The 24,648-nt window shown below is 28.6% G+C and carries 23 protein-coding genes and 1 other annotated feature; of the genes, 1 reads left to right on the top strand and 22 read right to left on the bottom strand.

Annotated elements, in window-relative coordinates; genetic code table 11:
- Positions 1-74: 74 nt before the first annotated feature.
- The 6 genes from ACN6I1_RS02425 to nadD form a co-directional block, all read right to left on the bottom strand.
- Positions 75-458 (bottom strand): RidA family protein, encoded by a 384-nt coding sequence (locus ACN6I1_RS02425; RefSeq protein ID WP_025162072.1) that lies wholly within the window; start codon positions 456-458, stop codon positions 75-77.
- 160 nt (positions 459-618) lie between these two features.
- A complete protein-coding gene (gene ilvA / locus ACN6I1_RS02420; protein ID WP_419742600.1) occupies positions 619-1,830 on the bottom strand; it encodes a threonine ammonia-lyase in 1,212 nt (403 codons plus the stop codon).
- A gap of 325 nt (positions 1,831-2,155) precedes the next feature.
- Complete coding sequence (gene leuS, locus ACN6I1_RS02415) at positions 2,156-4,576, bottom strand: leucine--tRNA ligase (protein WP_419742599.1); 2,421 nt, start codon at positions 4,574-4,576, stop codon at positions 2,156-2,158.
- A gap of 168 nt (positions 4,577-4,744) precedes the next feature.
- Positions 4,745-4,941 (bottom strand) — a binding site (T-box leader).
- A gap of 30 nt (positions 4,942-4,971) precedes the next feature.
- Positions 4,972-5,325, bottom strand: a complete 354-nt coding sequence (gene rsfS / locus ACN6I1_RS02410) for a ribosome silencing factor (RefSeq protein WP_021432065.1) — start codon at positions 5,323-5,325, stop codon at positions 4,972-4,974.
- A gap of 182 nt (positions 5,326-5,507) precedes the next feature.
- Positions 5,508-6,071: a bis(5'-nucleosyl)-tetraphosphatase (symmetrical) YqeK gene (gene yqeK / locus ACN6I1_RS02405; RefSeq protein WP_419742598.1), complete on the bottom strand. Its 564-nt coding sequence runs from the start codon at positions 6,069-6,071 to the stop codon at positions 5,508-5,510.
- A 2-nt stretch (positions 6,072-6,073) separates the two neighbouring features.
- On the bottom strand, positions 6,074-6,763 hold the full coding sequence (gene nadD, locus ACN6I1_RS02400) for a nicotinate-nucleotide adenylyltransferase (RefSeq protein ID WP_419742597.1): 690 nt from the start codon (positions 6,761-6,763) through the stop codon (positions 6,074-6,076).
- Between the two features lie 137 nt (positions 6,764-6,900).
- Here nadD and recX point away from each other — a divergent pair, with 137 nt between their 5' ends.
- On the top strand, positions 6,901-7,542 hold the full coding sequence (gene recX, locus ACN6I1_RS02395; RefSeq protein WP_419742596.1) for a recombination regulator RecX: 642 nt from the start codon (positions 6,901-6,903) through the stop codon (positions 7,540-7,542).
- Between the two features lie 67 nt (positions 7,543-7,609).
- Here recX and ACN6I1_RS02390 read toward each other — a convergent pair whose 3' ends face one another.
- The 16 genes from ACN6I1_RS02390 to ACN6I1_RS02315 form a co-directional block, all read right to left on the bottom strand.
- Positions 7,610-9,553, bottom strand: coding sequence for a KUP/HAK/KT family potassium transporter (locus ACN6I1_RS02390; RefSeq protein ID WP_419742595.1), 1,944 nt, complete (start codon positions 9,551-9,553; stop codon positions 7,610-7,612).
- A gap of 144 nt (positions 9,554-9,697) precedes the next feature.
- A complete protein-coding gene (locus tag ACN6I1_RS02385; protein ID WP_419742594.1) occupies positions 9,698-12,082 on the bottom strand; it encodes an ABC transporter permease in 2,385 nt (794 codons plus the stop codon).
- The gene (locus ACN6I1_RS02380; RefSeq protein ID WP_170074917.1) at positions 12,075-12,758 is read right to left on the bottom strand and encodes an ABC transporter ATP-binding protein; all 684 of its coding nucleotides are present in this window, start codon (positions 12,756-12,758) and stop codon (positions 12,075-12,077) included. The genes ACN6I1_RS02385 and ACN6I1_RS02380 overlap by 8 nt, the downstream gene beginning before the upstream one ends.
- A gap of 80 nt (positions 12,759-12,838) precedes the next feature.
- The gene (locus tag ACN6I1_RS02375) at positions 12,839-14,080 is read right to left on the bottom strand and encodes a sensor histidine kinase (protein ID WP_419742593.1); all 1,242 of its coding nucleotides are present in this window, start codon (positions 14,078-14,080) and stop codon (positions 12,839-12,841) included.
- Positions 14,077-14,769, bottom strand: coding sequence for a response regulator transcription factor (locus ACN6I1_RS02370; RefSeq protein ID WP_419742592.1), 693 nt, complete (start codon positions 14,767-14,769; stop codon positions 14,077-14,079). Before ACN6I1_RS02370 ends, ACN6I1_RS02375 begins: the two co-directional genes overlap by 4 nt.
- 132 nt (positions 14,770-14,901) lie before the next feature.
- Positions 14,902-15,663: a MerR family transcriptional regulator gene (locus ACN6I1_RS02365; protein ID WP_419742591.1), complete on the bottom strand. Its 762-nt coding sequence runs from the start codon at positions 15,661-15,663 to the stop codon at positions 14,902-14,904.
- Between the two features lie 148 nt (positions 15,664-15,811).
- Positions 15,812-16,564 carry an RNA-guided endonuclease InsQ/TnpB family protein gene (locus tag ACN6I1_RS02360; RefSeq protein ID WP_419743288.1) on the bottom strand — a complete coding sequence of 251 codons (753 nt, stop codon included), beginning with the start codon at positions 16,562-16,564 and terminating at the stop codon, positions 15,812-15,814.
- Positions 16,565-16,567: 3 nt separating this feature from the next.
- Positions 16,568-16,945, bottom strand: coding sequence for a helix-turn-helix domain-containing protein (locus ACN6I1_RS02355; protein WP_419742590.1), 378 nt, complete (start codon positions 16,943-16,945; stop codon positions 16,568-16,570).
- A gap of 320 nt (positions 16,946-17,265) precedes the next feature.
- Positions 17,266-18,531, bottom strand: a complete 1,266-nt coding sequence (locus ACN6I1_RS02350; protein ID WP_419742589.1) for a cation:proton antiporter — start codon at positions 18,529-18,531, stop codon at positions 17,266-17,268.
- Positions 18,532-18,747: 216 nt separating this feature from the next.
- On the bottom strand, positions 18,748-20,082 hold the full coding sequence (locus tag ACN6I1_RS02345) for a CoA-disulfide reductase (RefSeq protein WP_021432055.1): 1,335 nt from the start codon (positions 20,080-20,082) through the stop codon (positions 18,748-18,750).
- A gap of 187 nt (positions 20,083-20,269) precedes the next feature.
- Positions 20,270-20,638, bottom strand: a complete 369-nt coding sequence (locus ACN6I1_RS02340; protein ID WP_021428595.1) for a YhbY family RNA-binding protein — start codon at positions 20,636-20,638, stop codon at positions 20,270-20,272.
- A gap of 30 nt (positions 20,639-20,668) precedes the next feature.
- Entirely contained in the window at positions 20,669-21,946 is a 1,278-nt protein-coding gene (obgE, locus tag ACN6I1_RS02335) for a GTPase ObgE (RefSeq protein ID WP_419742588.1), read from the bottom strand.
- A 129-nt stretch (positions 21,947-22,075) separates the two neighbouring features.
- Positions 22,076-22,360 carry a 50S ribosomal protein L27 gene (gene rpmA, locus ACN6I1_RS02330; protein ID WP_021428632.1) on the bottom strand — a complete coding sequence of 95 codons (285 nt, stop codon included), beginning with the start codon at positions 22,358-22,360 and terminating at the stop codon, positions 22,076-22,078.
- A 14-nt stretch (positions 22,361-22,374) separates the two neighbouring features.
- The gene (locus ACN6I1_RS02325) at positions 22,375-22,692 is read right to left on the bottom strand and encodes a ribosomal-processing cysteine protease Prp (RefSeq protein ID WP_025162085.1); all 318 of its coding nucleotides are present in this window, start codon (positions 22,690-22,692) and stop codon (positions 22,375-22,377) included.
- 11 nt (positions 22,693-22,703) lie between these two features.
- Complete coding sequence (gene rplU, locus ACN6I1_RS02320) at positions 22,704-23,015, bottom strand: 50S ribosomal protein L21 (RefSeq protein WP_021428602.1); 312 nt, start codon at positions 23,013-23,015, stop codon at positions 22,704-22,706.
- A 116-nt stretch (positions 23,016-23,131) separates the two neighbouring features.
- Positions 23,132-24,529, bottom strand: a complete 1,398-nt coding sequence (locus tag ACN6I1_RS02315; RefSeq protein ID WP_419742587.1) for an Rne/Rng family ribonuclease — start codon at positions 24,527-24,529, stop codon at positions 23,132-23,134.
- Between the last annotated feature and the right edge of the window lie 119 nt (positions 24,530-24,648).

The following is a 24,648-nucleotide window of genomic DNA, read 5'->3' as shown; positions in this document are numbered from 1 at the left end:
AATGATTTCCAATAGTCGCTTAACTCATAAAATGACCATCCTATAAAGAGGTATGGCCATTTTAAAGTCTATTATTATTTTACTATAGCTATAGCTTCTATTTCAACTTTAACATCTCTTGGTAATCTAGCTACTTCTACACAAGATCTAGCTGGTTTGTTTTCACCGAAGAAAGAAGCGTATACTTCATTTATTTCAGCAAAATCATTCATATCACTTATGAATACTGTAGTCTTAACTACATCTGCAAAAGTTGCTCCTGATGCAGCTAATATTTCTTTTAAGCTTTCTAATGATCTAGCAGCTTGCTCTTTTGCTCCACCTTCAACTATTTCCATAGTTTCTGGGTTAAATGGAACTTGTCCTGATACGAATACCATGTTTCCATTTTTTATAGCTTGAGAGTATGGTCCTATTGCTTTAGGAGCCTTTTCTGTATGTATTACTTGTTTCATAATCAATCTCTCCTTCTTTTATATAGGTTTTGTTTTTATATTATACTTTTTTCAGTAATATTATACTACTAAATTGTATATATTGTATACAGAATATAGTAAAAAAGTGGAAATTATGCAAGCATAATTTCACTTTTTTATTATATACCCATTATATCATAAATTAATCTTCTATTGCAAACCCTGCAGACTCTACTGCTGATTTTATTTTATCTATATGAGCTTGGTCGAATGTTTCTAATTCTATTTCAAGATATAAACTTCCAAGAGTTTCTTTTGGTGGTCTTGTCATATTTGCATTTAATATGTTTGCATTTAATCCACTTATTATTTGAGTTAACTCAGCTAATCCGCCTGGCTTATCTTGTATTTTAGTTTTGAATGCATATCTTCTACCTTCTGAAGCTAATGCAGTTCCTATAACTCTGTATAATGTGTTAACATCTACGTTACCTCCAGATATTACACATACAACGTTTTCACCTTTAGCTGGTTTGTATTTTCCGCTTAATAATGCAGCTGTTGATACTGCCCCTGAACCTTCTGATACTAATTTTTGGTTTTCTAATAAGAATAACATAGCTTGTGCTATTTCAGTTTCTTCAACAACTATTACTTCATCAACTAACTCTTTTATTATTTCAAAAGTATGATCTCCAGGAGTTTTAACTGCTATACCGTCAGCTATTGTAGTAGCTTTAAATGCAGTTGTAACATGTCCTTGTTCTATAGATTCTTTCATTGATGGTATGTTAGCAGTTTGAACACCTATTATTTTAACATTTGGGTTTAAAGCTTTAGCAGCAGTTGCTATACCAGCTATTATTCCCCCTCCACCGATTGGGCATAATATAGTGTCAACATTTGAATTTAATTGTTCAAATATTTCAAGAGCTATTGTTCCTTGTCCAGCCATAACATATTTGTCATTGAATGGATGTAAGAAAGTTGCTCCAGTTTCTTTTTGTATTTCAACAGCTTTTGCATATGCATCATCATATACTAAACCTTCTTGAACTACTTCTGCTCCATATCCTTTAGTTGCAGTAACTTTTGCAAGTGGTGCAGTAGCTGGCATTACTATTGTAGCTTTTATTCCGCTTAGTTTAGCTCCAAGTGCAACACCTTGTGCATGGTTTCCAGCACTTGATGCTATAACACCGTTTGCCTTCTCTTGATCAGTTAAACTTGCTATTTTGTTGCAAGCCCCTCTTACTTTAAAAGATCCAGTCTTTTGTAAGTTTTCACATTTATAATATACGTTTGCCCCAGTCTTTTCACTTAGCTTAACGCTTTCTAACAAATCAGTTGTTTTAACTATGTCTTTTATAGTTTCTCTAGCATCTTTAACATCTTGTAATGTAACTCTTGTCATTTTACTCACTCCCATAATGTTTAGATTTAATTTATAATTGTTTGACATCTTTATTGTATATACTTTCCCATCAAAAATCAACAGGAAAACATTTTTTGGGAATTTTTCAATTTGTCAAAAAATTTACAAACATGTTGATTCCTCTGTTTTCCTGTTATTTTTCCCCTAAAAAAATTTTTTATTTTTTTTAATTTAATTTTATTTTTAATGATTTTTTCATTTTAAATTTTAAAATCACCTTATTTTTTTAGTTAGATTGCTTACTTATGTAAATAAAAAAAGGTCTTTTTTAAAAAGACCTTTTTTATTCTATATAACTTATTTATTATTTTACAACTATATTAACAAGCTTTTTAGGAACAGCTACTACTTTTACTATTGTTTTTCCTTCTACTAAAGCTTTTATCTTTTCATCATTCATTGCAGCTTCTTGCATATCTTCTCTTGATATATTAGCAGCAACACTTAATTTACCTCTTACTTTACCGTTTATTTGAACTACAACTTCAACTTCATCTTTAACTAAAGCAGATTCATCATATTTTGGCCAAGATATATCAAATATACTTCCTTCTTTACCTATCATAGTCCATAATTCTTCACCTATATGAGGAGCAAATGGAGCTATTATTGTAACTATAGTTTCTATAGCTTCTTTTATAACTGCATCATTTCTAGTTTCTAACTCTTTATATTTGTACATTTCGTTTATTAATTCCATTAATGCAGATATTGCAGTATTGAAACCAAACTTCTCATTTAAGTCTTCAGTTACTTTCTTTAATGTAGCATTTATAGTGAATCTCATAGCCTTATCTTCTTTAGTTAATTCACCCATATTAGCATCACATTTAGCTTTATCAGCTAATTCATCAACTAATCTATAAACTCTATTTAAGAATCTAAAGCATCCTTCAACACCTTGTTCTGACCATTCTAAATCTCTTTCTGGTGGTGCTGCAAATAATACGAATAATCTAGCAGTATCAGCTCCGTACTCGTCTATTATTTCAAGTGGAGATACAACATTTCCTTTAGACTTACTCATCTTAGTTCCATCTTTTAAAACCATACCTTGAGTTAATAAGTTTTTAAATGGTTCTTTGAAGTCTAACATTCCCATTTCATTAAATGCTTTAACAAAGAATCTTGCGTAAAGTAAATGCATTATAGCATGTTCTACTCCACCTATATATTGATCAACTGGCATCCAATTGTTAACTGCATCCTTACTAAATGGCTCATTAGTATTTTGGGCATCTATATATCTTAAGAAATACCAAGAAGAATCAACAAAAGTATCCATTGTATCTACTTCTCTTCTAGCTGGCTTTCCACAACATGGGCAAGTAGCATTCATAAATTCTTTTGATGTAGTAAGTGGTGATTCACCTTTACCTGTAAATTCTATATCTGTTGGTAATAATACAGGTAAGTTTTCTTTCTTCTCAGGTACTAATCCACACTCATCACAGTACACTACAGGTATTGGACATCCCCAATATCTTTGTCTAGAAAGTAACCAGTCTCTTAATCTATAGTTAACTGTTTTCTTTCCTATTCCCATTTCTTCTATTTTTTCTATTATTGCATCAAATGCTTTTGAAGCTTCCATTCCATCAAACTCACCAGAGTTTACCATTACGTTATCTTCATTTATAACCTCAACTACGTTTAAGTTATATTTAGCTGCAAATTCAGCATCTCTTTCATCATGAGCTGGAACTGCCATAACTGCACCTGTTCCATAGTCAACTAATACATAGTTTGCTATCCATAACTCAACTTTTTGTCCGTTTAATGGATTTATAACATGTTTACCTATGAACATTCCTTCTTTTTCTAAGTCGCTTGAAGTTCTTTCTATTTCAGTCATAGTGTACATTTTAGTTATAAACTTTTCTACACCTTCTTCATACTCAGTTCCAGCAACTAACTCTTTAACTAAATCATGCTCTGGAGCTAAAACCATATAAGAAACTCCGTGTACTGTATCTGGTCTAGTTGTAAATACTGTTACTGATTTATCACTTCCATCTATATCGAAAGTTATTTCAGCTCCAGTACTTTTTCCTATCCAGTTTCTTTGCATTGTTTTAACTTTTTCTGGCCATCCACCTAAAGTATCTAAATCTTGAAGTAACTCTTCTGCAAAGTGAGTAGTTTTAAAATACCATTGTTCTAAGTCTTTTTTAACTACTACTGAATCACATCTTTCACAAGCTCCTTGAACAACTTGCTCATTAGCTAAAACTGTTTCACAAGATGGACACCAGTTAACAAAAGATTTTTTCTTGTATGCTAATCCATGCTCTAAGAACTTTAAGAATATTTCTTGAGTGAACTTGTAGTACTCTGGAGTAGATGTTGCTATTTCTCTATCCCAATCATAGCTAAGTCCTAATAATTTTAATTGACCCTTCATGTCTTCTATATTTTCCATAGTCCACTTATGAGGATGTATTCCATGCTTTATAGCCGCATTTTCAGCTGGAAGTCCGAATGAATCCCATCCCATTGGATGAAGAACATTGTAACCTTGCATCTTTTTAAATCTAGCTATAACATCACCTATAGAGTAGTTTCTAACGTGCCCCATGTGTATTTTACCTGATGGGTATGGTAACATTTCTAATGTGTAGTATTTTGGTTTTGTTGTATCATTAGTATCAGTTTTGTATTGATCATTTTGATCCCAAGTTTTTTGCCATTTAGCTTCAACTTCATTTGGTTTATAAACGTTCATTTTTTTACCTCCTATTTTTTTGTTTCGTGTGGGTCGCTCGTTGTTAGATTAGTTGTTTCCTTCACACAAAGTCATTTGGACTTTAAGTGTTTCGTCATCAACTAATCTAACATCTTCGCTGACCAATATACACGTATAAAAAAATCCCCGTCACTAAACAAATTAATGTTTAGGGACGAGGATATTACTCGCGGTACCACCCTAATTGATTATTTTTAAAAAATAATCCTCTCGTACTAGTCTTTATACCAACTACGGTTAAATAGATTGTATCTAGCAAGTTCAAATCAATTTAATACTAGTTCACACCATCCACTAGCTCTCTGAAATCTAAATTTAATTTTACTACTCTAGTCTATTTTAATTTTTAATTATATCTTATTATTATATAATTATTAAGCTAATGTGTCAACATCAACATATGGAGCATCTTTCCACATTTTCTCTAGGTTATAGTATGCTCTATTTTCTTCATTAAATACGTGAACCATTATATCTCCAAAGTCTAATAGTATCCACTCTTGTGTTTCGTATCCTTCTTTACCTCTTGATTCTATACCTAACTTAGTAAGTTCATCTTCTACATTATCAGCTACAGCTTTTACCTGTCTTGTAGATCCTGCAGTAGCTATTACGAAATAATCACATAAACTTGATACTTCTCCTACTTTTATTATAGATATATCTTTACCTAGTTTATCATCAATAGCATCATATATAACTTTAACCATTTGTTCTACTGTCGTCATATTAAATTCCTACCTTCCTTATTTTTTGCGTTTTTATATTATACCACAAAAAACTAACTTCATAATACTAAATTTATATTCTTAGTGTTGACCTGTTATCGCTATTATTTACACTTCTTCAATTTATTAATTCTATATTATTATTAATTTATACTTATTGTGATTTATTTTATAAAAATTATTTATTTTTCTAAAATAAAATTTCTAGCTTCTATTGTTCTAGGATGTATTATTTGTTTTCTATCTATTACTAACTTTATAGTATTATCGAAAGATTGTAATAACGCCTTATCCATTTGCCCATTATAAGCTAGCTCTCTTAGTTCTTCTACTCCAGGATAATTTCTATTTTCTTCAATTATATCCGCTATGTATATAATTTTTTCTAGCATGTCCATATTAGATCTTCCTGTAGTATGATACCTAACAGCAGTTACTATATCTAAGTCATCTATAAAAAATTCATGTCTAACTAAAACTGATCCTATTATACTATGAGACAATGCTAAGTTTTCTTTTTCATAATCATCTAAGTATATTTCATATTTTTTTACATAATACTCAACTTGTTCTTGGCTTAAATATTTTGCACAATCATGAAGTATACCTGATAGGTATGCCTTTTCTTCATCATATCCATATATCTTACTTAAATTTACTGCGCACTTAGCAACACCTTCAGAATGTAACATTCTATTTTTAGGTAGCATTTCATTTAATTTAATTATTAAATTTTGCGAATCCAAAATTATTCAACTCCATTTGTATATATTTTTTTTTCATAAATATAAGATTCCACACATTCAGGTATTAAATATTTAATAGATTTCCCATTTTTTATATGGCTTCTTATATAAGTTGACGATATATCCAGCGAAGGAACATTTACTGACCTTATATTAGCATCATATCTAGATTTTAATCTTTCTATTTTCATTTTAGCTTCATTAGAATTTATTCCCGGTCTATTTGCTGCTATAAAAGTTGCTAATTCAAAATTTTCCCCAACATCTTTCCAACTTTCCATATCGCAAATAGTATCAGCTCCAGTTATAAAGTATATATTAGCATTTGGATAAATTTTATGTAATTCTTTTAAAGTATCTATTGTATAAGTTCTAGTATTTCTATTTATCTCCATATCCGAAACAACAAAATCATCATTATTCATTGTAGCCAATAAAACCATATTATATCTATCTTTTTTATCCGTTCTTAGTTTTGATTTATGAGGTGGGTTACCAGTTGGTATAAAAAGTATTTTATCAAGATTGTACGTTTCTCTTACATATTCTGCTGTTGCTAAATGTGCATAATGTATAGGGTCAAAAGTTCCTCCCATTATACCTATATTTACATTCTCATTTCCCATTTTATGAAAATTTGACTTTAGGTTGTTAAAATTTTTCGCCTTTAATACTAATTCATCAATTCTCATTAAAAATCTCCTTTTGTCCTTTATACTTTTATTGTATCATTAATTTTAGCTTCTTTGATACAATTATTCTATATTTTACGGTATAATTTTGTACATGATTAAAATGCATTAAGTTAAGTTTTTTTAAGGAGGTAGTTATGTCTATAATAACAAAAATAGAAGCTCAGAAAAAAAATGAAGATAGAGTTAACATATATTTAAATGAACAGTTTTTTATGGGAATTTACAAAGAACTAGTTTTTGCGTTAAACTTAAAAAAAGGAATGGAAATCGATGAAAATGTATTAAAAGGTTTACTACATGATGAAATGTATATAAAAGCTAAAAACAAGGCTTTATCAATACTTTCTAAAGCACCTCAATCAGAAAAGAATATAATAAGCAAATTATCAAATGACTTTGATGAGGATATTATAGATGAAGTTCTAGTCTTTTTAAGAAAGTATAATTTCGTAAACGATGAAGATCTTGCTCAGAGAATAACAAATACAAACTTAAAAGTTAATAAGTGTGGTAAAAACAGAATAAAACAAAACTTATATAATAAAGGTATTGATAGAAATACGATAGATTCTGTTATGTCTGATATAGATAGTGATGTAGAGTTTGAAAATGCAATGCATTTAGCTAAAAAAAGATACGAACGTGTGAAAAATGAAGATAGAAATAAAATATATCAAAAAATTTCTCAACACTTAGCTTATAAAGGATTTAGTTATGACATTATAAAAAGGGTTTTAAATAAACTTCTTAATTATGATGAGTCAGATTATTGTTAAATAAATTAGGGAGTCTTCAAAATAATTACATTTTGAGGACTCCATAATTTTTTAATACTTATATATTCTAATTTACTCGTTTAAGTTTAATCTTTTTAATCCTACCTATAGTTATAGGTACTTTTTCTACTTCAACAATACTTGTATCTATACCGAACCATTTTTCAGGAGATACAGTGATTTTCTTTATAAATATTTTAAAACTCATTATTAAATTATCCCAATTTGATAATTGACTTTCCTTAGAAATTACTTCTTCTAAAATTATAAATTTGAAATCACCTACATTTTTATCTTCATCATTATTTATCATATAATCTTTAACATCAAATGATAGTTCTCCCGAAGCAATTAAATCCTGTATTACTTCACGTAAAAATACATTTACTCTCTGCTCAACTCTAAATCCTACTTCAAACTCTATACTAAATATCTGGTTTGGTTGTATTGTATGAACCCTATAATTCATTGTGTACGGCTCATCTGTTACCTTTACATGTAAGAACCAATAGTATCTTGAACGTTTTGGCCTCTTATTAAATATCGAATGTAGGATTTTATTCTCTACATAATTTCTATTTTGAGACTGAGTTAGATATACTGTATGAGTTGAATATATAGGTATATCTGTATCTTTCTTTATTGCATCAAATTTATCTAAATGATCAAGTATTTTACTAAATCTATTGTGCTTTCTTTTTATAGTTGACCCATGAATCCACACATACATAATAAGTATTATAATTAACCCTATTATTAATGTTATATATCCACCTTTGAAGAATTTCGATAAGTTGGCAAATAAGAAGCTTATTTCTATTCCTCCAAATACAACTAAAACAAATAAACTTAATACACGTCTTTTTTTATTATATTTTTCATATTGAGACAGTAATATAGTTGTCATCAACATAGTAACTGTTATCGCAAGTCCATATGCAGCTTCCATATGTTCTGACTTTTTAAAATGTAAAACTAGTAATATACATCCTATCCCTATTAAATAATTTACTGAAGGTATATATATTTGACCCTTTTCTTCATTTGGATATCTAACACTAAGTCTTGGGAATAAATTCAATTTTATAGCTTCTGATATTAGTGTAAACGCTCCTGTTATAAGAGCTTGGCTAGCTATAATAGCTGCTAGTGTAGCTATTATTACTCCTGGTATAATAAACCAACTTGGCATTATTAAGAAAAATGGATTATCTTTAACTACATTTCCATTATTTAAAATAAGCCATGCTCCTTGACCTAAATAATTTAACACTAAACATATTTTTGCAAAAACCCAACTATAATAGATGTTTTTTCTTCCACAATGACCTAAATCCGAATAAAGTGCTTCTGCTCCTGTTGTACATAAGAAAACAGCTCCTAATATATAGGTTATACTAGGACTATTAATCAATAGTTTTATTCCATAGTATGGATTTATTGCTTTTACTACTTGTGGATATTTTATAATTTGCGATATACCTAATAGTGCTAGCATTAAAAACCAAGTAAACATCACAGGTCCAAACAGCTTTCCAATCTTATTTGTTCCAAATTTTTGGAATGAAAATAAAAATGCCAATATACAAATAACTATTATTACTATAGTATCAGTATTTAACTTATATATTAAATTTAAACCTTCAATAGCTGAAGTTACCGTCATAGCTGGTGTAATCATTCCATCAGCTAAGAGAGCTGCTCCCCCTATAACAGCAGGAACAACTAGCCACTTAGCCCTTTTTCTAACTAGTGTGTATAATGAAAATATACCACCTTCACCATTATTATCTGCTTTAAGAGTTAAAACAACATACTTTATTGTTGTTTGTAAAGTTAATGTCCAAAATACTAAAGATACTCCACCTAATACTAATTCCTCAGAAATATATCCTCCGTTAGTCCCTAGTATAGCTTTCATAACATATAGCGGAGATGTTCCGATATCTCCATATACAATCCCCAATGCTATTAATAATGATGCTATACTTATCTTCTTCCTGGTGCTCATAAATATTATTCCTTCCTTCACTTTAGATAATTATAGTTCCAAGCAACTATATTGTATGTATATTAGTATTTATTTTTATATAAGTCTAGCAATTTAACTATTACTTAACATATTTAACATAATTAACATAAAACATTTTTTGTTTTATTCGTTGTATCTAACTCTATCAATTAAAGATTCTTTATTAAAATTCTTACTTATTATATAAGTCAATGTTAACTGTGCAATAACTATACATAAAACCATAGTTAAAATAGGAATAATTGGGAATGCGTACGATGCATAAGAAGCTCCAGTTTTCCTAAAAACACAAACAGCAATATATCCTAACCCACTTCCTAGTGTTAAGGAACTTAAAAGCATAGTCCCTGTGTAAAACATAGCTTCGATATTTAACATTTTTATAAGTTGTTTGTCTGTTAAACCTATAGCTTGTAACATTCCTAATTCTTTTTTTCTAGTTATAATACTAGTTATCATAGAGTTTATTAAATTCATAAAGCCTATAACCCCTATTATTATAACCAAACTATATCCTACAGCTTTAGTCATTCCTATAATCATATTATTGGATTCTATTTCATCATCTATATATCTAGCGTCTATATACTCGTTTGACTTATCTAAGTTTTTAATAAATTCTTTTACATCGTCGTAACTACCTTCAGCAACATGTATACCTAAGTTGTCAGTTGTGTCTGTTTTAAACAACTTTTTAAATGCATCATCGTGAATTGTAAAAATACCCGGCCCTGATGTTATAGCTTGAATTTTAAATGTTTTATCGAATTCATCTTTTCCATCATATAATGTTAAAGTTATGTTATCTCCTGCTTTTATCCCAAACTCTTTTGCTAGTTCTGGGTATGTGAAAAGTATCTCATCACCATTTTTCAACTTTTCAATATCTATTTTTCCATCTTCAAGATAAAATTCTAAATCCTCTAAATCTTTCTCATCTATTCCCGATAACTGCTCATATTTATACTCATTTCCAAAACTTTTAACTTGAACTTTAGAACTGTTTCCACTTTCTAAACTCACAACTCCATCCATATTTAAAAGTTCGCCTCTAAAATCTTTACCTAATGGGTTTTTAGTTTGTAAAATATTAAATTCAGTATTTGGACTATCTTCTTCTCCAAAAGTATATCCTGATAAATTTATACTTATATCATAAGGAAAATGTCTTTTTGCCATTTTTTCAGCATCTATACAATTTAAAATGCTAGCCATAACTACAAATATTATTCCACTTAATGAAAGTGATATTATAGTTACATAAGTGCGTTTTTTATTTCTTTTTAAATTTGCATTCGAAAGTCTTTTTATATTTATATATTTATATCCTTTTCTAGTTTTAGATTTTGTTTTTATATCTCCACTATATCTTACAGCATCAATAATAGATACTTTTGATGCAACCTTCATAGGCTTTAACAAAGATATAAACACGGTTAAGAAACTTACAGCCATCACACCTATTATTATTGGAAGTTTTTGTACATCTGCTCCGTGAAAAAATAAATTTACTAATACAAATTTATTTATTACATATCCTAATACAATTCCTAGTGGTACAGCTATTATAGATAAAAATATTCCCTCTTTTAAAACAATTGTTTTTATTTGTTTTTTAGTAGCTCCTATAGCTCTAAGTTTTCCAAACTCCTGAACTTTACTTGTTATTGATAGATAAAATATATTATAAATTACTAATATGCTAGATAATATAACTATTATTGCTATTGTAGCTCCCCACATTATAACCTGAGTATCTGGCTTTAAGGTATTTATATAGTCTTCATTCACTTTTATACTACCTTTTGGTATATCTAAGTCCTTACCTATTTTTTCTACTTTTGATATAAGTTCTTCACCAGACAATTTATTTTCACCTTTTATAGTTACAAGTACGCTTGAAATTTCTTTGTCCATATCTCTAGTTGATTCCATATACTCTTTCGATACTATGCCTGCATAAGATTTTTTAAGTTTAGAAATTTCATTTACTTTTGTAATTCCAGTTAATATGAACTCTGATTTAGTAATCCCCTTTTTTGTAGAATCCTCGTATTCTAAATTAATCTTTTGACCTAATTTTTTTTCATATCCCATTTTCTCTAAAGCTAAATCATCTAAAACAATTTCATTTTTTTTAGTTGGAAGTTTTCCATCTATAAAAATTTTGTTATTAAATTCTGTAGCATTATTATCCATATAAGCTATACCTATTTTAGTTTCATCTTCATAATCCTTACTTCCTATACCATTTATAATTCCAACTTTTTCAATTTGTGAATGAGCTTTAATTTGTTTTAGTTTTTGCTCATCTATCTTTCTATAAACTCCATGTTGAGTTCCTGAGTACTTCCTAACATTTTCTTTATTTAGAAAATCCCAATCTGCACAAGTCAATCCAACAGAAGCTAAAAGTGTAGTTGCTAGAATTATAGTAATAATAATTAGTGTAGATTTTGACTTATTTTGTTTTAAATTGCTTTTTGCTATTTTAGTAGTGTTAATCATTTATAACACCACCTTTTAAGACCTTTCCATCTTCAATATATATAACCCTATCTGCCATTTGTGCTATAGTTTCATCATGAGTTATCATAACTAATGTCTGATTATATTTTTTTATCATAGATTTTAGTAAACTCATTACCTCATCTGATGTTTTTGAATCTAAGTTTCCAGTTGGTTCATCAGCTAATATTATAGACGGTCTAGTTGCTAATGCACGAGCAATGGCAACTCTTTGTTGTTGCCCTCCTGATAAAGTATTTGGAAGTGACTCTTTTTTATCACTTAATCCTAAAGCATTTATTATATCATTTATAAATTCTTCATCTACAGTCTTATTATCAAGACCTATAGGAAGTACTATATTTTCCCAAACATTTAGCGATGGTATCAAGTTATAATATTGGAATATAAATCCTATTTTTCTTCTTCTAAAAATAGCTAAAGATTCGTCCTTTAATGAAAATATATCCTTACCATCTATAAATACTTTTCCATCTGTCGGTCTATCTAGCCCGCCTATCATATGTAATAATGTACTTTTCCCTGAACCTGATTTTCCTACTATAGCTACAAATTCCCCTTCAATTATTTCTATGTTATTGTCATCAATTGCTTTTACTAAGTTTTCTCCATTTCCATAATATTTTTTCAAGCCCCTAGTTTTTAATATACTCATATAATTTACTCCTTCTCTTTTTCTTACTTTTTATACTTTAATATTAAGCTTTAAATCTTACATAACACTTTCATAAAGTCTTACACTTTCGTAAGAAACAAAGAAAATTTACTACCTTCACCTTTTTGAGATGATACAATTATATTTCCACCTTGGCTTTCAAGTATTTTTCTACTTAAATAAAGTCCAACCCCTGAACCTTCTAACTCTTGAACTTCTTCACTTCTATAAAATCTTTTAAAAATATTATTAAATTCATTTTTATCAATTCCAATTCCATTATCTTTTATATCAATCCTCATAAAATTTATAGCATCTTGAGCATATATATCTATTTTCCCTTTTAAGTTAGTATATTTAACTGCATTATCTAAAATATTAAATATACATTCTTCTGTCCACTTAGAATCATGAGGTACTATTTTATCATCAAAATCATTTAAATTTATAGATATACATTTATTAATAGCTTTTGGCTTTACACTTTCTATAGCCTTAATAATTGTGGATTTTATGTTTTTATTTTCTTTTTTTATACTTATCATACTTGTTTCTAATCTTGATATGTTTACTAAAGACTCAATAAGACTGTGCAATTTATTTATAGACATACTACTTGTTTTCAAAAACTCAGTTCTATCTTCCTCATCTAAATCTTCTTCTAATAACAATGAATTATATAATTTCAAAGACGCTAATGGCGTTTTAAGTTGATGTGATATATCAGTTACTAGCTCTTTTATATTTTCTTTTTCTTTATCTAAATCTTTAATTTTAACATTTATACTTTTTGATAATTTATTTAAATCTGAATGAATTATATTGAATATACCTTCTTCTTTAAAATCATCTTTTATATTGTATTTCCCATGAATTATACATTCTACATTTTTACTTACTTTATCTAATTTATTAAATACATATTTCATCAAATTGCACATTATTAACATTATTAATATTATGATTCCTACAAAAACAATTAAATTATTTACCAGGAAATACTTTATATGTTGTTGAAAATTTATATTTTCTATCATTTTATAATTTTTATCATATCCATATTTTTTCAATACCTTATCGCCTAAATCACTGTAGTCTTTATCATTAATATATATACTATTTACTATGTCTGCCTCAAGCTCTGGGTGTTCACTTACTATAGACCCCACAATTTTTTTATTTATATTTAGTTGTTCTAAATATATGTTTTTTAAATTGTTATATTGATTAATGCTAAATATAAATAAAATCGTTATTAATCCTATCCCCATATATATAGATATACGCTTCACAATTGGCTCTCTTCTTAATAAATCTATCATTTTTTAATACACCTCTTTTCAAAAGTGTATCCAATCCCTCTTATATTTTTTATAAATTTAGGAGTAGATGGGTTATCTTCCACCTTTTGTCTAAGTCTTCTTATATTCACTGCTACAGTATTTTCATCTACATAATTCCCATCAATATCCCACAAAGCTTCCATCAATTGTTCTTTAGTTACAGTTTGACATGAGTTTTCCATTAAGTACTTAAGTAATTTACTTTCATTTTTACTAAGAATTATTTCATTTTCTTCTTTTGTAAGCTTGCTATCTACATAGTTAAAAGTTATCCCCTCACAACTTATACATGTTTCATTGCTAGAGTTTACAATTCTATTCATGATTGCATTTACTTTAGATATTAAAATAATTAAACTAAATGGTTTTGTAATGTAATCATCTGCTCCAACATCATACCCAGTAACTATATCAACTTCTTGGTCTAATGCAGTTAGCATTATTATATGAACATCACTTATACTTCTTATATATTCACAAAATTCAAAACCATCTCCATCAGGAAGTCCAATGTCAGATATAATCAAATCAATCTCTTCACTTAAAAATATATCTTTAGCTTCACTTATACTAAATGTTGTAAATACTTTATATCCTTCTCTTTTTAATTTAAAGCTTATCCCCCTATTTAAAGACCTATCATCCTCTAATAATAAAATATCTCCCATAAAACGCTCCTTTATATTATCCTTTTACATATATTTTACTATGAAGGTCTTTTAAAACAAATAGAAAGTGGTATAAAATTAATTTTTATTTAACCTCATACCACTTTCTATTTGTTCAGTTGCTATATATTTTTAATTAATATGATTATCACAGTATACATTAATTCCATCACTTAAAAATTGAGCTAATCCTGATTTATACTTATCTATATTTTTTGTAAATCTCTCATCTGCTACATACATTATTCCTAGACCTCTAAAAATCTCTATTGTACAATCATAAAAATTTTCACTTATATGATTTCTCCATTTTTCAATCACAATTTGCACTTCTTCATCTGCAGGAGATTTATCCATCAATTGTGCCAATTCTTCATAAATTTTATTAGCTTCATCGCTTATTTTCTTCCAATCGTTTTCGCCATATGAACTAGTTTTTTGTTTACATTCACTATAAGCATCACTATCCCCATACTTTCTCTTTGTTTCATCTTTATATTTTTCCTCGTGCTGTTTAATTTTTTCATAATCAAATACCTTAAAATCTTTTTTACTCATACTCTTATTTCCTCCTAAATCATTTATTTGTTCATCAATAGACTGAATTATATTATTTAATCTATTTCTTTTTTCTAATATCAAATTTTTTTGAAATGATAAAACTTCTTTCTTATTTAAATTTTTATCATCTAAAATTTTTTTAATTTCATTCAATGAAAAATCCAATTCTTTAAGTGTTAAGATTTGATATAATCTTTTTATATCTTGATCGCTATATAGCCTATAATTCTTTTCAGTTTTTTTACTAGGAATTAAAACTCCAATTTTATCATAATGGTGAAGCATCCTAATACTTACTCCACTTAGTTTCGAAACTTCATTTACTTTATACATATTTACCGTTACCAAAACTTTATAAAGATTGTTTATTTTCTACTTCATAGTGTCCGATTTTGCCTAAGCTACTTTCGTTTGATATAACACTCCATAGACTTTGCACCTACAGGTGTGGGGTATAACGAATCCCCAAATTAGAATATCTTTAAAGTGATATTTCTAATCCATAATTAGCTAAATTATAAGTAGCATTTTTATCTCTATCACATATAAAACCACATTTACATTTGTAAACTCTATCTGATAGTTTTAAATCTTTTTTAATACTACCACAACAACTACACATTTTGCTTGAAGGATAGAATGTCGGCACTTGAACAAATTCTATATTATTCCATTCACATTTATATTTAATTTGCTCTATAAATTTATAAAAACATTGCTGTTGTATAGATTTAGCTAAATGTCTATTTTTCATCATATTGGATATTTTAAGCGTTTCCATAACTATCATCTTAGGCTTGGATTTCACCATTTTAGATGTAGCTTGATGCATATGATTTAATCTAATATTTTTAAGTTTTCTATGAAGTTTGTTAATCTTTAATTCAAGTTTTGCAATGTTCTTAGTTTTATGGTAACGTACCCCCTCTCTATTATTTTCATATCTTCTTGAACATTGTCTTTGAAGTTTTTTTAGCTTTTTTTCTAATTTTTTAACTATTCTAGTCTTGTTTATATTATGTGTATCTAGTCCTTCTTCATTAACTATTGCTAGTTGTTTTATCCCTAAATCTATACCTAATACTTTATCTGTAAGCTCAATATGATTATGTTCTATTTCAATTCCAAATCTTAACACCCAACATCTACCATTGAAGGCTACGTTAGGATTAGAGAGTTTAGTTATTTGGGTTAAATCTATATCGTAACTTGATTTATATTTAACCTTACCTATCTTTTATAAGTTTACTGTTTGATTTTCATAAAACTTTATCTTGTCATATCTACTATAAAAAGTATCATTGGATTTTTTCTTACTTTTAAACTTAGGTAGTTTTGCTCTACCTTTGTAAAAGTTATTGTACGCCTTGTCTAAATTCCTAAGTCCTTCTTTTAAGGTTGCATTAGATACCTCATTAAGCCATATAACTTCTTTTTTATATTGAGTTAGCATTTTACCTAATTCGGTTGCACTATATTTCTTTTGTTCTTTTTCATATAACTTGTTATTTAAGTTAAGTCCCCAGTTATAAATATATCTTTGACACCCTATATGCTTTCTCATAAGAATTTCTTGTTCTTTTGTAGGGTATACCCTTAGAGTAAAACCTTTCATTTTATCACCTCACCTATACTAATATTATATCCTATAAATAGTTTAACATTAGTATTTGCAAGGTGTTACAAGTAATTACCATATGAAACTCAAAAGCGATTTATAAAGCTTTATAACTTTTGTTTAACTGTTGCTAACCTCCTTAAAAATATATTAAGGTATTACATAGTGTTAGAGTCAATAATAATTTTAACCTATTTTTTAATTTCACAAAAACATTAGTATTATTATACTCCATAAGTTATCCTCAAATATTAGTTAAGTATAATTTCCTTAAGCATAAAAAATAGGATGCCTAAAAAGACACCCTAATTTGATTTTTATGCAGCTTTTTCTTGCTCTAAGTTCTCTTCTTTAAACTCTAATACATCTAACTTTTTAGCTACTAGCTTAGTAGTACTAGCTTGAACTATTAAAGTTATTAGTATTGTCATAAATACTATCGAAGATATTATCTCGTATCCTGGAACTTTCATCGATACAACTATACCAGATAATGCAGCTGGTATAACTCCAGTTTCTCTAACCCACATCATAAATAATTTATCGTTTATTTTCCATTTAGCTTTAATATCAAATACTGTACAAATTAATACTACTAGTGGTCTTGCAATAAACATTAAAACTAATACTACTATCAAAGAAGGTAACCAATATTGAGCTAGTGCTCCTAAATCAACATGAGTACCTAATACCACAAATATTGACATACGACATAAAGATGCTACACTATCTCTAAAGTGATGTTCAGATTGGAAAGATTCCTCAGGAACCCATAATCCAAATAATTTTTTATTTCCAGCTATAAGTCCAACTATAAATACCGCCATATATCCACTTCCATGTAAATATGTTGCTATTTCATAAGCTAATATAACTTTAAGTATAGATATTATAGGTGCATATGAATGGAATATTCCCCATTTATTATCACATATAAGAACTGAGAAAACATATCCAATAATAATTCCCACTATAACTCCTACAACAACTGCTACTAATAGCTCTTTTACACTTTCTCCTGCTGAAAAACTTCCTGATGTAACTATCGCAAGAAGTGTGCTTACAATTATAGCTCCTACTGCATCGTTAAATGCCGACTCACTTACTACTGTTTGCTTTATTTTATCTTTTATAGTAACTTGCTTAAATACTGGTATAAGTGCTGCAGGGTCTGTTGATGCTATTATTCCTCCTACAAGTAAAGATGTCATTATTGGAAGTCCAAAAATTTTATTAGTAGCAAATCCTACTACTATAGTTGATATTACAACTCCTAATGTTGCTAATAGCCCTACACTAACCTTTACTTTATTTAAAACTTTTAAGTTAACTTCTCGGCCACCTTCATAAAGAATAAATGCTGATCCAAAAGTTAATATAAGATTATTTTCTATAGGAAATGAATCTACACTTATTAAGTTTAAAACTGCCGGCCCTATTATGATTCCTGCTATTAAATATAGTATTACATCTGGTAATTTAAGCTTTTCACTTAATTTACCTAATATGACTCCTATTACAACTATTGCTGAAAATATTATTAATAAATTATTGGTAGCAATAGCTTCTACTGTATTTTCCATATATATAACCTCCATCTATGATATAAATTAATTTATCTTATCAATTCCAAGTATTATTTTACTACTGCTTTTATCATAAGTAAAATAAATATTATAAGTGGTTATTATTTAAATTTTTAATGATTATTTAAAACTTTCTGTTAAACATATCTTCCTTCAACGTAAAAAACTGATAGTAATGCTTTAATAAGTATTACTACCAGTTTTATATTTTAATTATTTAGATACATTACCTGCTACATTAAGTATATCCCATGTTCTTGCAAATGGTGGTGCATAACATAAATCTAGCATACCTAATTGACTAGTTGTTAATTTCCCAAATATAGATGCAGCTATCACATTACATCTTTGAACAGCATCTTTATATCCGGCAACTTGTCCTCCTAATATAACTTTTGTATCAGCATCATATACAAGCTTTACATACATTTTATTTCTTCCTGGATAATAATTAGTTTGGTTAAAATCTGATATAAACTTAGATTTAACCTTTATTCCTAACTTTTCCGCTTGTACTTCTGTTAATCCTGTACATGCAGCTTCCATATCCATAATTTTTATACAACTAGATCCTAAAGACCCTTGGAAACTATTATTAGCTCCAGCTAAATTTTCTCCAACTATTCTTCCTAATTTATTAGCACCTGTTGCAAGTGGAACATATGAATCTTGTCCTGTTACTATATTTTTTATAGTTGCACAGTCACCCGCTGCATATATGTCTTCTACTGAAGTTTTTCCAAACTCATCAACAATAATTGCCCCATTTGGTAGCATATTAACTTTACTATCTTTTAAAAATGCTGTGTTCGGTCTTACTCCAGTTGCTATTATAACTAAATCTGCATCATATTCACCTTTATTTGTTATAACCTTTTTAACTTTTTCTTCTCCAACTAACTCGCTAACTATTTCCTGTAATCTTAAATCAACATTATGATTTTTAATTTCTTCTTCTAATATATCAGTAAGTTCTTTGTCAAATACTTGAGGTAAAATTCTATCTTCTAGTTGGAATACCACTACTTCTTTCCCTAATTTTTTAGCTGCTTCAACTGCTTCAAGACCTATAAATCCTGCACCAATTATAGCAACTTTTTTTATTTCATCTCTATTCATTAGTTCTTTAACTTTTATACCATCATCTAAACTCTTTAATGTTGACACATTTTCAAGTTTAACATTTTTTATAGGAGGTATTATGCTGCTAGCCCCTGTTGCTATCATTAATTTATCATATGAATCTTCAAATATTTCTCCATTTTTTACATCTTGAACTTTCAATTTTTTTGAATCAGTATCAATTGAAGTTACTTCATGGAATATTTTTAAATCTATTCCACTTTCAACAAACTTTTCAGGCGCTCTTGCTATCATATTTTGAGGATCATCGAAAAAACCGCCAACAAAATATGGAAGCCCACATGCTCCAAATGATACAACATCTGTTTTTTCATATACAACTACTTCATAATCAGGTTTCATTCTTTTTAATTTTGCAGCAGCACTCATTCCAGCTGCTACTCCACCAATAATTACAACTCTCATCTCTTTTCTCCTTAAAAAATAATGTATTTTAAATAAATTTCTTAATTTCTTATATCTAGTTTTAAATTATAATATAGCAGTTACCCATTATTTATGATATATTAACACATTTCAATCATTTTTTCTACTTTTTTGAATTTTAAAATTTATAAAAAAAGATACCCAGTTAAATTGGGTATCTCATAAATTATCTTCTAGATTTTTTAGTTGGTCTTCCTTTTTTAGACACTGTATTATCAACTTTTTTAGCTTTTGCTTGCTCGTGTCCTGGGAATATTATCTTTGGATCTTCTTCATTTCTTTTATATATAGTAAACTTAAATCCTATAGCTTGAACAAATTCTGCTCTTATAGCTTCGCATATAGCATTTGCAGTTTCTTTAGCATCTAATCCAGCATTTTCTAATATAGAAACTTTAACTATTTCTCTAGCTTTTAACATATCTTCTAATTGATCTAAAAAGCTTTCTGTAACTCCTTCTTTACCTATTTGAGTTATAGGTTTTAAAGTGTTAGCAACAGATCTTAAGTATGCTCTTTGCTTACCTTTTAACATGTGTCCACCTCTTTACGTCTTTAATTAATTTTAATTATAGAATTCGAATTCTATATCGTATATCTTAACAGTATCTCCATCTTCTATGCCCATTTCTCTTAGTTTATCAAATACACCTTGAGATTCCATAGATTTTTGGAAGAACTGAACAGATTCCATATCTTCAAAGTTAACAGAGTACATTATTCTTCTTAAAGCTTTACCTGTAACAACATATACTCCATCTTCTATTTCAACTTCTAGTCCATCTTCAGTTTCTTGAACTAATTCTGGTCTATACATTTCTTCTTCAGTTACTAACTCAACGTCTTCAACTTCATTTAATAATTGAGCAACGTAAGCTATAACATCATCAATTCCTTGTCTTGTTGCTGCAGACATTTTAAATACTTTATATCCTCTTGACTCTAATTCATTCTTAAAGTTTTCAAAGTTACTTTCATCTTCCATTATGTCTATTTTGTTAGCAACAACAACTTGAGGTCTAGTAGATAACTTTTCATTATATAACTTTAACTCATCATTTATTTTATCAAAATCTTCTAAAGCATCTCTGCCTTCTATTCCTGATATATCAACTATATGGATTAATGCCTTAGTTCTTTCAACGTGTCTTAAGAAATCATGACCTAATCCTATACCTTCTGCAGCACCTTCTATAAGTCCTGGTATATCAGCAAGTACAAAACTTTCGCCAAACTTAGTTTGTACAACTCCTAAATTTGGTGTTAAAGTTGTGAAATGATAGTTAGCTATTTTTGGCTTAGCTTTAGTTACTACTGATAAAAATGTTGATTTACCTACATTTGGGAATCCTAATAAACCAACATCAGCTATCATTTTTAACTCTAATATTATCCACTTTTCTTCTCCATCAGTTCCTGATTTAGCAAATGCAGGAGCCTGTCTTATTGCATTGGCGAAGTGTTGATTTCCTCTTCCACCTCTTCCACCTTTTGCAACTACTGCTTCATCGCCTTCTTCTTTTAAGTCAGCTATTATAAGACCTGTTGCTTCGTCTCTTATTATTGTTCCTGGAGGGACTAATAAAACTAAATCTTCACCGTTTTTACCAGCTTGTCTTTTTTTAGTTCCATCTCCACCAGCTTGTGCAGAATACTTAGTTTGATATTTAAAATCCATTAATGTTCTTAATCCTGAATCAACTTTAAATATTATACTAGCTCCACGACCTCCGTCTCCTCCGTCTGGTCCTCCTGCTGGAACGTATTTTTCTTTTCTAAAAGATACTGATCCGTTACCACCGTTTCCAGCTTTTACAAATATCCTAGCCTTATCTATAAACATATTAATTCACCTTCTTTTTTAAAGCTTTTTTATTTATATTTGCCACAATCTATAATATAAATTCTCTCCGAGCTATTTTAATCATTATATTTAAAAAAGGAGTGTATGAACACTCCTTTTTTTAGCGTATTACTCAGCAACTGGGTATACACTTACTTTTTTTCTTTTCTTGTCTTTTCTTTCGAATTTAACAGCACCGTCAACTAATGCGAATAAAGTGTCATCTCCACCTTTACCTACGTTAGTTCCTGGATGTATCTTAGTTCCTCTTTGTCTAACTATTATACTTCCAGCAGTTACAACTTGTCCATCGAATCTCTTAACACCTAATCTTTTAGAAACAGAATCTCTACCGTTCTTAGAAGATCCTACCCCTTTTTTAGATGCAAGTAATTGTAAGTTCATTTTTAACATTCTGGAGTCACCTCCTACTTTTTTAGAATTTTTATATTTTTTGGGTATTCCCTTTTAATTTCACTAATAGCTAATTGAAAATGTTGCAGCAACAATTGAGCTTTGTCTAGATATTCATCTTTAACAATGCATTCAATGTGACCTTCTTGGCCTATAACTTTATCAAATTCAATTTTCTGCAATTTACTTAAAGAATTTATAACTGATAATGCATTGGATGTAACCGCAGCACATACAATATCAGAACCAAGTTCTGCATAGTCAGCATGTCCATTAAGACAAAAACCTTTAAGCATGAAATCGTCGTTTTGATAATATTTAACTTTTATCATGGCAATTACAATTAAGCGTTTATTTTTTCAACTACTAACTTAGTGTAAGCTTGACGATGTCCGTTCTTTCTTCTGTAGTCTTTTTTAGCTTTATATTTGAAAACTATAACTTTCTTAGCTTTACCTTGCTCTACAACTTTAGCAGTTACAGATGCACCATCAACAGTTGGAGCTCCAACTACTAAGTTTCCATCTTTAGAACAAGCTAATACTTCGTTTAAAGTAACTACATCACCTTCGTTAGCGTTTAACTTCTCTACGAAGATTACATCACCTTCAGCAACTTTGTATTGCTTTCCTCCAGTTTTAACTATAGCGTACATAAATACACCTCCTCGGTCTCAAACTCGCCAATACAAGGTACTCATAAGAGATTTCCAAACCTTTATTGAGCGGCACTACATTTATAAATAATACTATAATTTATATAAACTGTCAACTAACTATTAAAAATAATATTCATATTTTCATGCTGAATTTCAGCTTTTTTATCTATATTTATTTTTACATTGTATTTATTGCTTATATTATCAATTTTATCTTTATAATTTTTATCTATTTCATCTGAAACATAAGGATTTAATTCTATTTTAACTTGTCTATACGAAGTATGTTCTTTTATTCTCATTACTTCCTTTTCTATTTCGTCTAAAATTCTATTAATCGACTTTATACTTTCTCCAGTTTTACATACAAAACATTGGCTAAGATAGTAATTATCTATGGAATCTTTTTCTCTTCTTCTAGCAATTTCAACTAATCCAAGTTTTGTCATCCCCATAACATTTGTTTTTCTTCTATCTTTATCCGTTTCTTTGCTTAAAACTTCTAATAGATTTTTTTTGTATTCATTTTTTTGCATATCTATAAAATCTACAATAATTATTCCTGCTATATCTCTAACCCTTAGAAGTTTAGAAATTTCTATAGCTGCTTCTAAGTTAGTTTGATATATTGTTTCTTCTAAATTGGAATTCCCAGTAAATTTTCCTGTGTTAACATCTATTACTGTCAAAGCTTCAGTCTTATCTATTATTAAATATCCACCACTTTTCAGCCACACTTTTCTATTTAAGCATTTATCTATCTGAGATTGTACTGAATGTAGGTCAAATACATCCTTATTGTTTTCTAATAATAATTTATCTTTATAATTCTTATCTATATGTCCTAGTATGTTTTTTAGTTCTTCGTACTTATCATTATTATTCACAATAATTTTTAAAACACTGTCATTTACATTATCTTTTACATACTTAGATGCAAAATCAAGATCCTTGTATAAAAGTTTAGGCCCTATGCCTAACTTGTATTCTTTTAAAACTCTGTTGTATTTTTCTTTTAAATCAAATATATCTTGTTCAATTTCCTCTTTTGAACATCCGACCGCTTCAGTTCTTATAATCCCTGTAAACTCTTCATCAACGCCTTGAACTATCTTTTTTAATCTAAATCTCTCTTTTTCTAATTTTATTTTATTTGATATAGTAAGCCTATCATTTGACGGTATATAAACTAAGTATCTTCCTGCAAAACTTATTTCAGTATTAAGTTTTGCACCTTTTGTCCCTATAGCTTCTTTATTTACTTGAACCAAAATATCTTGTCCACATTTGACCTCTTCATTTTTCTTCATGCTTAAATATGCAAGCTTATCACTTCCAATATCAACAAAATAAGCTTCTATACCCTTCAATGCCTTTTTTACAACACCTCTATAAATATTAGAAACATTTTTACTTGAATTACTCTCTATAAAAAGTTCACTTAACTTTCCATCTTCTAAAACAGCTACCTTTTGAGAATTAACCAATGACTCTATAACAATATTTTTCAAAAGCTCACTTCCTATCCTTTCCTTAATTCACCTTCATCCAATATCCACAATCTTTTCTTATATCCATTTTAATAAAATGCGAAGATTGTGCTATATGTATTGACGTAAGACTTTACGTG

Origin of the sequence: Paraclostridium dentum (assembly GCF_048568265.1) — a bacterium.
Taxonomy (GTDB): domain Bacteria; phylum Bacillota; class Clostridia; order Peptostreptococcales; family Peptostreptococcaceae; genus Paraclostridium; species Paraclostridium dentum.
The sequence above is the reverse complement of the archived record's forward strand: the minus strand, read 5'-3'. Positions and strand labels throughout refer to the sequence as shown.